At 49.8% G+C, this 7,450-nt stretch carries 7 protein-coding genes and 1 pseudogene; all 8 read right to left on the reverse strand.

Annotation, left to right across the window (positions count from 1 at the left end; genetic code table 11):
- Window positions 1–2,070: tetratricopeptide repeat protein (locus AC1WIP_RS08540; protein ID WP_481141448.1), on the reverse strand; the 2,070-nt coding region annotated here is incomplete at its 3' end.
- Window positions 2,071–2,140: 70 nt separating this feature from the next.
- A complete protein-coding gene (locus AC1WIP_RS08545) occupies window positions 2,141–3,529 on the reverse strand; it encodes a glycine--tRNA ligase (RefSeq protein WP_318704041.1) in 1,389 nt (462 codons plus the stop codon).
- Between the two features lie 40 nt (window positions 3,530–3,569).
- Complete coding sequence (locus AC1WIP_RS08550) at window positions 3,570–4,139, reverse strand: hypothetical protein (RefSeq protein ID WP_481141449.1); 570 nt, start codon at window positions 4,137–4,139, stop codon at window positions 3,570–3,572.
- Window positions 4,140–4,211: 72 nt separating this feature from the next.
- On the reverse strand, window positions 4,212–4,862 hold the full coding sequence (gene recO, locus AC1WIP_RS08555) for a DNA repair protein RecO (RefSeq protein WP_481141450.1): 651 nt from the start codon (window positions 4,860–4,862) through the stop codon (window positions 4,212–4,214).
- The gene (locus tag AC1WIP_RS08560; RefSeq protein WP_318704048.1) at window positions 4,801–4,983 is read right to left on the reverse strand and encodes a hypothetical protein; all 183 of its coding nucleotides are present in this window, start codon (window positions 4,981–4,983) and stop codon (window positions 4,801–4,803) included. The genes recO and AC1WIP_RS08560 overlap by 62 nt, the downstream gene beginning before the upstream one ends.
- 55 nt (window positions 4,984–5,038) lie before the next feature.
- Window positions 5,039–5,956, reverse strand: a complete 918-nt coding sequence (era, locus tag AC1WIP_RS08565; RefSeq protein WP_481141451.1) for a GTPase Era — start codon at window positions 5,954–5,956, stop codon at window positions 5,039–5,041.
- Entirely contained in the window at window positions 5,949–6,953 is a 1,005-nt protein-coding gene (locus AC1WIP_RS08570; protein ID WP_481141452.1) for a DUF4349 domain-containing protein, read from the reverse strand. Before AC1WIP_RS08570 ends, era begins: the two co-directional genes overlap by 8 nt.
- Before the next feature lie 64 nt (window positions 6,954–7,017).
- Window positions 7,018–7,450 (reverse strand): annotated as a pseudogene (locus AC1WIP_RS08575) (insulinase family protein); the annotation flags it as partial.

Consider the following 7,450-nt stretch of genomic DNA (forward strand, 5'->3'; position numbering starts at 1 on the left):
CTCATAATTGCCCTGATACTTATAGACAAAGCTGAGCCCGTTGAGGGCATAGGGCTGGGCCGGGTTTTCCGCCAAGGCCTTCTCAAAATCCTCCCTGGCCTCCTCATAGTGATGTGCCGATCTATGGAAAATGCCTCTTTCCACCAGCATAAAGGTGCCTGGAAACCAATATAGATAGGTGGTCAGCATGGGAAGGCTCTTCCTGTAAAGCTCTTCGTCTCCCTCCGACACCTTTGCACAATATTTTTTACGGAAGGCACTTAGCTTTTCGTCCAGTTCATCGCCGCCGGGGATCGAATCCCTTCTATCCATCTGATAACGGTAGGCGTCCAATATAACGCTCTTTATGCCGTTTGCCTGGGCTTCCTCAAGCAGGCTTTTCAGCTCATCCGTATATTTCAAATCAAGGTACACCTTTGCCATATGTTCATAAGAGCGCACATAGCCCGGGAAATAGCTGATACACTGTCTGCCGGCCTGTATTACCCCCGCAGCATTCCACTGTCTCCTATACACCTCAAGGGAGGTGGCATACGCCGCATAGACCTGATAATCCTCCACCAGCCGCCTCACAAGCTCCAGACTTTTTTCGTATTCCTCCATCTCCATGTAAATCTGCGCCTTCTCCAAAAGCAGTCCAATATCCTTGCCGGTTCCCGTTTCTATTTTTTCCGCTTCCGCAATGGCCAGAGGAAGCTTCCCTTTGTCCACATAGCCCAGATTTCGATAACACTGCATGCGGATCAGATACGCCTGGCGTATGCGGTCTTTATCTCTCTCCCTTTCCTCCCCGCTCTCCTCTCCTGCAATTTTCTCCTCCAAATGGGCCTGCCAAACCTTTGACAGCTCTGCCGCCTGTTCATATTCTGCCTCCTCCACAAGCAGCTTAGTCAAAAGCCCCTTTCGTTCCGTCTCCCGTTCCCTGGGTATCCTGCCCTCCAAAGCCTGCGCCAGCCGGATGCCCGCAGATATCTTTCCATCCTGCAGAAAACACCAGCCCAGCTCTAAGCCTGCCTCCCAGCTGTCTTTTCCCCCGCGCTCATATGCCTTCTCCAGATCCTTTTCAATCTCCTTGTTAATCTTTCCCAAAAGCTCCATGAACCTGTCGTCCGCCCCCATGGACAGCACCGTTTCCGCACATTTCTTTGCCTCTTTAAAGCTTCCCTGTTCATAGTACCATTGGGTCAGACGCACATTAGACATATAGTGGGACTCATTTTCCTTCTTCAGCTCTTCATAAATAAAAGCCGCCTCTTCTTTTCTTTCGTTCCTCCACAGAAGCTCCGCCGTGTTATAGCAGATCATAGGGTCCTTGGGATAACGCTCTCTAAGCCCCAGCAGTCTGCTCACGGCTTCCTGGATTTTTTCCTGTTTTACCGCCAGATTGGCCTTGCATATCTCCAAAACGGGATGAAAAATATGCAGTTCCTCGGCATTTTTTATGTATTCCTCCGCCTGGGCAAGCTCTCCGTCCTGTATGGCCTGCCAGCATCTGTCATAGTACTGTAAAAACAAATCATAAGGGGCGTCTTCCTCCCCTTCAAACTGGGAAAACTCAATTTCTTCGCCCCGCTCGCATTTACTGAGGATATACCGCACAAAATCCGCCGGAAAGCGTTCCCTCAATTTCTCCGCGTCCTCTGTAATATGAAGCATTTTGTTAAAGAGCTCCCAGACCGCTCCAGGCAGCCGGAAATGATCCATGAGAAAACGAAACAGCTTAAACCGGCAGTTTTCTTCCTCCTCAAGGGACAAAAACACATCCTCCGAAAAAAGCGCCTTCCATTTTTCCACATCCTGCCTGCTTTTTATATTTCCATAAATTTCGGCGGCTTTTTCCACCCAGAGTCCGGACGGCGTGGTATCCCTTTCCTGCGCAGCCTGCTGTTCTTCTTCCTGTGTGCGGGCGTAAGCGCAGGCTTCTTCATAGGCGCTTCTCAAGCGCTTGAAGCCCTCCGGATTATCCTCGGGATTGGTCAGGGCAAGCTTTTGTCTGTAAGCATTCTTTATGGCCCGTTCATCCTTCGTCTGTTCAATTCCCAATACCTGAAAAATTTCCAACAGCTCCATAACAATCTCCATTCCAATAACACAAAGAGAGCAGAATCTGCTTCTGCTCCCCATATGACGCTTCCATCAGCTAAAATGTGAATTTATCCGCAAAATATGCGTCCAAATCCGCAATGGCAACCCGCTCCTGCTCCATGGAATCACGGAAACGCACCGTCACCCTGCCGTCCGTCTCCGAATCAAAATCATAGGTAACGCAGAAGGGCGTGCCGATCTCATCCTGACGACGGTATCTCTTTCCGATATTCCCTCTGTCGTCAAATTCACAATTATACTTTTTAGAAAGGGCCGTATAAATCTTTTCTGCGCCCTCATTCAGCTTTTTGCTCAAAGGCAGCACACCGATCTTCACCGGTGCAAGGGCCGGGTGGAATCTGAGCACCGTGCGCATATCTCCTCCCTCAAGCTCCTCTTCATCATACGCCGCGCACAAAAATGCCAGCACTACCCTGTCCGCTCCCAGAGAGGGCTCAATCACATAAGGAATATATTTTTCCTTTTTCTCATCGTCAAAGTAAGATAAATCCTCACCCGAGGTTTCCGCATGCCTCGAAAGATCATAATCCGTTCTGTCGGCAATGCCCCAAAGCTCTCCCCAGCCAAAGGGGAACAGAAATTCAATATCCGTAGTGGCCTTGCTGTAAAAGGAAAGCTCCTCAGGAGAATGGTCTCTTGCCCGCATTTCCTCATCCTTCATCCCCAGGCTCTTAAGCCAGTTGATACAAAAGCTCCTCCAGTACTGGAACCACTCCAGGTCTGTTCCGGGCTGGCAGAAAAATTCCAGCTCCATCTGTTCAAATTCTCTGGTACGGAAAGTGAAATTTCCGGGTGTAATCTCATTTCGGAAGGATTTGCCGATCTGTCCGATGCCGAAGGGCACCTTCTTGCGGGAGGTCCGCAGCACATTTTTAAAATTCACAAATATGCCCTGAGCCGTCTCCGGTCTCAGGTACACCGTATTTTTGGCGTCCTCCGTCACGCCCTGGAAGGTTTTAAACATCAGGTTAAACTGCCGGATATCGGTAAAGTTATGCTTTCCGCAGCTGGGACAGGGAATCTCATGCTCCTCCACAAAGGCCTTCATTTTTTCCTGGCTCCACCCGTCTACACTCTCTGAAAGGGCAATCCCCTTCTCCTCACAAAAGTCCTCAATCAGCTTATCCGCCCGAAAACGCTCATGACACTCCCTGCAGTCCATCAAGGGATCGGAAAAGCCTCCCAGATGTCCGCTGGCCACCCAGGTCTGGGGATTCATCAGGATGGCGCAGTCCACCCCTACGTTATAGGGATTTTCCTGAATAAATTTCTGCCACCATGCCCTCTTTACATTATTTTTCAGTTCAACTCCCAAGTTGCCGTAATCCCAGGTGTTGGCAAGTCCTCCGTAAATCTCGGAGCCCGGATACACAAATCCTCTTGACTTGGCCAGCGCCACGATTTTTTCCATTGTTTTTTCCATAACATCCTCCATTTCAAAGCGTTTTGCCGCCTTATCGCATTTATTTCATAAACACATATGCCATGTCCTCAGCCGCCGAGGCATCCACACTGCCATCCTCTTCCAGGACAGCGCCCCCGCCTGCTCGGACTGCCTTTCGGGGACAGTACAGCTTCACCTTCTGATCCGTGATCAAAACATACTGTCCATCCTCAGCATCCGCCGCTTCCAGCTCATAGCCCTCTTCCTGTGCCTGGGCTATGGTGCCGTAAAACAGGACGCCGTTATTGTAATCTGAAAAGGTGTCTGTGCTGTCATATTTTAAAACCACAACCACCTTGCCGCTGCCGTCCTCAAGCTCCTCCACCTTCTCCACGAAAACAGGCTCTGTCTCCCCGCTCTGTTTCTGTGCATTGTAAGCCTCCGCCTCTTCCGATGCCATTGCGGCAAGCCCGTCAATGTCGTAATACTCTTTGTCAAACACGTCCACCAGATAAGAGGTAACCGTACCATCCTTATCTACCGCCAAAGAAGGCGTATCCACCACATCCGGCACCTTTGCCTGCCCGCAGCCGGTCAAAAGCAGCGCACAGAAGAAAGCACAGACTGCTGTCCTGTTTCTTTTATTCATACAATCTCCTCATCTTTACCACCTAAGCATTCATCATAACAAATTACATTATACCCAACTTAAATCACTTTTTCAACAAAGAGTTTTCAGGATTTCAAGACTTTTAAATTCCCGGTCCGTAAAACGTTTTCTGTACGCATCAGCCACCTGGGAAAGCTCCTCAAAAACCTCTTTTGCCACCGTGAACGTATAAAGCTTTTCCACAGGACTGTCCACTATGTATTGAAGCGCATATAAGGTGCCCTCCCGCAGCTGTCTGTCCCGGGGCGGCCCGGGATATTCCCCGTTCACTGCAATGGCCTTCAGCTCAAAAACACATCGAACCAGTGGATTGGGCAGGCTGGGCGCGCACAGCGCTCTCAGGGACTGGTATAAAAGCTTTAACAGCTCTCTCTCGTCATTGTTCTCCCTGGCATAATAATCTGCCACCTCCGCAAAATACATCCCATAGCAGGCCCCTTCAAAATCTGTGCGCAGCGTTTCAAAGTAATTCTGAATCTCCGCTTCTGCCAGATGGTAGGAGCTTTTCCCGGGATACAGCTGAAACCTTCCGAAAGAAAAGGGGATAACGGCAGCCGCAAGTCTGCTTCCCGGTTTCCTGACCCCTCTGGCAAAAGCGGATATCTTCCCCATTTCTTTTGTCAGCAAACAAATACGCCTATCATACTCTCCAATAGGCGTTTGTTTCAATATCATTCCTGTCACGCATATCATTTCCCGCATAAGGCTTCTCTCCCGACTGTCCGCTTTCTCCCTCATGGGGTCTGTCTTTGTTTACATAGGATAAATAATCCTCTATTCTGCCGGTATTTAAAAATTGCTTCCAGTAATTTAACGTCTGCATCTTCTGCTTCCCCCTGACCTTGTTCTGATGTTAGGGTTCGCATTTTGCATTTTTTCTATTCGCCGCCTGAGGCATCTTTTGGGTGATATCCAAAATTTTTCAGAAGAAAGTCGCTGTCCCTCCAGTCCTTTTTCACTTTAACCCAAAGCTGCAGATTTGCCTTTCCCTGAAGCAGGTCCTCTATCTCCGGGCGGGCCGCAGAGCCAATTTTTTTCAGCATCTGCCCGCCTTTTCCAATAACAATGCCCTTGTGGGAATCCTTTTCACAGACGATAGTCGCTTCTATATCCCAGATTTTTCCGCGCTTTTTCATGCTTTCAATACTCACAGCAATCCCGTGGGGAATTTCCTCGGAAAGCAGTCTGAGCGCCTTTTCCCGGATCAGCTCCGACACAATCTGGCGCATGGGCTGATCCGTAATGGTGTCCTCGTCATAAAAGGCGTCTCCATAAGGAAGATATTGTAAAATACACTGCACCAGCGTATCCGTATTGTCGCCCTTAAGGGCGGAGACAGGCACAATCTCCTGAAAATCAAATTCCTTTCTGTAGGTGTCGATAAAGGAAAGTATCTCCGCCCTTTTTACGGTATCCACCTTATTGATCACCAAAATTACCGGCGTTTTCGTATGCTTCAGCTGCTCGATGATATGACGCTCTCCCGCTCCAATATAGTTTGTGGGCTCCACCAGCCACAAAATCACATCCACCTCATTCAAGGTACGCTGTGCTACGTTCACCATATAATCGCCCAGCTTGTTTTTCGCCTTGTGTATCCCCGGCGTATCCAGAAACACGATCTGCCCCTGGGGAAGGGTCAGCACTGTCTGAATCCGGTTTCTGGTGGTCTGTGGTTTATTTGAGGTGATGGCAATTTTTTGTCCGATCAGCTGATTCATTAAGGTGGATTTGCCCACGTTTGGTCTGCCGATCAGGGCTGCAAAGCCCGATTTGTATGCGTCGGCCTCACTCATGTTTTTCCTCGCTTCCCTGCGCTTTTTCCTGCGCACTTCGTTTTTTTTGTCTCTTACTGCATTTGACTGCAATGAATATCACAAGCAGCACAAAAACAGCTGTCAAAGCCAGATAGGGAAGGTTGATCAAAAAGCCCACGAAGAATTCCCGAAATCCCCGGCCGATATTTTTTATGCTGGTCATAAAGCCGTTCCCAATCCGTTCCCAGACGCCTTCTTCCTCCACCGGCGTAAGCACCTCCACCTCGTTGATATTCAGATATACGGTGCTGTAATCCACGCGATTGTCATAGGTTCTCAGCTGGGACTCCATGCTCTCCAGCTCGTATCTGACCTCAGACAGACGGGATTCTATGGTAATGATATCCTCTACAGTCTCCGCCCGTTCCATAAGCGCCAGCAGTCTGTCCTGTTCGGTGGACAGGGCATCCCTCCGGCTCTCCAAATCCACATAGGTTAAGGTCACATCCTCCACATTGTCGGAGCGGCGGACCACATTTGAGACTTCGGAGACCGTATTCAAAAAGTCATCCAGTCTCTCTGCCGGAATGCGGGCAGTCATATCCGCATTTCTGGTCCCCTGATAGGAGGAATAGCTGCTGCCGTTATAGGTGTTCATGCTCTCTATGTATCCCCCCAGAGAAGCCACCTGATCCTCCAAGGTCTTGAGAACCTGGTCAAATTCCCTGGTCTCCACATCCATGTCCACCGTCTTGATCAGCTTACGGCTCTCCAGATATGCTTCCGTCGAAAGACTCCCGCCGCCTTCATCAGTCTGTGCGAAGTTATCCGATGCCGCCTCCGTGACGGTCTCCTCCATGGCAGCTTCACCGCCAATGAAGAAATCCCCGTTTGAAGACTGGGTCATCATAGAGCCCGCGGCCATCTTTTCCCCGGATGAGGACGCCGCTCCACAGCCTGAAAGCCCTAAGAGCAGCAGTCCTCCAAAAAACGCCGCCAATACTTTTCTGCAGCTGCCTTTGCTTAACCCTCTCATAATCTTACCCTCCGTTTCTTAATCTGTGAAATAAATTTCCTTTCACAAACTAAGACGAAATCCCTCATAAAAGGTTCTCAACCACATCAAATTTTTCCTGTGCTTCCTTTATTTTACCGGCGCTTCCCACCACACAGAGAAGCTCCTCCTCCAAGAAGGCCCCAACCTGCTTCGCAAGGCTCCTTATGGTTTCCGGCTCTGCCGCAAGCAGCTCATCCCGCTCCCTCTGCAGCATTTCCTGGGTCAGGCCCGTCATATAGGCGCTTAAAGAATAAAGTCCCTTTGCAGCCGGATTCATGGGCACATCCAGATCGCTGACCGCTCCGATCACATACTGGGTCATGGTCCGCTCATCTGCGGAAAACTGAGAAATAGCCTCCGGGGCCTCCTCGTAAATCTGAAGGGTTTTTTCCAGATTGGGGTCTCTGTAGGATACAAAATAGCTGTCCCCGGATCTGCCAAAGCCGCACATGCACCCGTAGGCGCCTCCCTTCACT

The sequence above is a fragment of the Acetatifactor sp. genome, from assembly GCF_982438285.1.